The sequence below is a fragment of the Novosphingobium endophyticum genome, assembly GCF_014640675.1.
GTDB classification, from domain to species: domain Bacteria; phylum Pseudomonadota; class Alphaproteobacteria; order Sphingomonadales; family Sphingomonadaceae; genus Novosphingobium; species Novosphingobium endophyticum.
On record NZ_BMHK01000091.1, the window covers coordinates 1 to 1,269 of the forward strand.

The window sequence follows — 1,269 nt, forward strand, 5'->3', positions numbered from 1 at the left end:
AATTGCGCGGGCAGCGGATGTCCATCCGAGCTTGATCCACCGCTGGCGGCGGGAGCGCACGCAGCGGGTTTGTTCGTCGGACAGCCAGGCGAGTTTTATGCCGGTGGTGGTGAAGGCGGACGGTTCGGACGACTTGCCGCGTGAAGGGCAGCAGGGCCTACGCGTAGCGGCGGTGATCGAGACGCGAGGAGCGGTGATCCGATTTGCGGAAGATGCCCGGCCGGAACTGGTCCGCGCGATCCTGGGGAGTGTGCGATGATCCCCGTTCCTGCAGGTGTGAAGATCTGGATTGCGGCCGGTCATACCGATATGCGGCGGGGAATGAACTCGCTGGCGCGGCAGGTCGAGCAGCAGCTGGGTAAGACCTTCCACGAAGGGGATCTGTATGTCTTTCGCGGGCGCCGCGGCGATCTGGTGAAAATTTTGTGGAGCGATGCGCTCGGCGTTTCGATGTATGCGAAACGTCTGGAACGCGGGAATTTTGTCTGGCCCTCGGCCAAGGATGGGGCAATCGCCCTTACCCCCTCGCAGCTGGCCTGCATGCTCGAGGGAATCGACTGGCGCAACCCGCAGCGTACATGGCGGCCAAGCCGGGTAGGCTGAGACGGAACGCGCTTCACAGGGCATGCGCAGGGTGCTCAATCAAGCCTTGGAAAAGAGGGCAAAAAGCGGGTCGAAACTTGAGAAAACCCTAGGTTTTCCGGGCACTTCCCGCTATAGACGGGCATGCCTTCGAGCGACGATTTTCCTGATATTTTGCAGATGCACGCCGAGCTCGCCTTGGCGCGTCAACTGGTCCAGGCGGCTCAGGCTGAAGCCCGGGAAGCGCAGGCCAAGGCACTCGAGGCAGAGGCAAAAGCGGCCCGCGTCCAGGCGATCAACGCCGACCTTCTGGCTCGTAATGCGCATCTCGAACTGATGAACGCGCTGATGCGCCGCGACAAATATGGAGCGAAATCGGAACGCGCCAGCCGGCTCATCGACCAGCTCGAGATGACCTTCGAGGAACTCGAGGCCGATGCCAGCGAAGCCGAGAGCCTCGCCGCCCAGGCTGCGGCCAAAACGACCACGGTCGGCCCCTTCGCCCGCAAGCGAGCAACCCGTCGCGACTTTCCGGCAGATGTTCCGCGCGAAGATGTAGTGATCCCCGCTCCCGAGCAATGCCCTTGCTGTGGTTCGGCTGACCTGAGCCACCTGCCGGCCGACATCACGGAAACGCTTGAGAAGGTGCCTGCCCGCCACAAGGTCATCCGTACCGTGCGCGAGAAG

General features: G+C 62.8%; 3 protein-coding genes. All 3 read left to right on the top strand.

Annotation, left to right across the window (positions count from 1 at the left end; translation table 11 throughout):
* Window positions 1-259 (top strand): hypothetical protein (locus IEX32_RS20870; protein WP_229736542.1); only part of this gene is annotated, 259 nt, incomplete at its 5' end.
* The gene (gene tnpB, locus IEX32_RS20325) at window positions 256-603 is read left to right on the top strand and encodes an IS66 family insertion sequence element accessory protein TnpB (protein WP_188773350.1); all 348 of its coding nucleotides are present in this window, start codon (window positions 256-258) and stop codon (window positions 601-603) included. The genes IEX32_RS20870 and tnpB, both read left to right, overlap by 4 nt.
* A gap of 123 nt (window positions 604-726) precedes the next feature.
* A partial coding sequence (locus tag IEX32_RS20330; protein ID WP_188773351.1) for an IS66 family transposase occupies window positions 727-1,269 on the top strand: 543 nt, incomplete at its 3' end.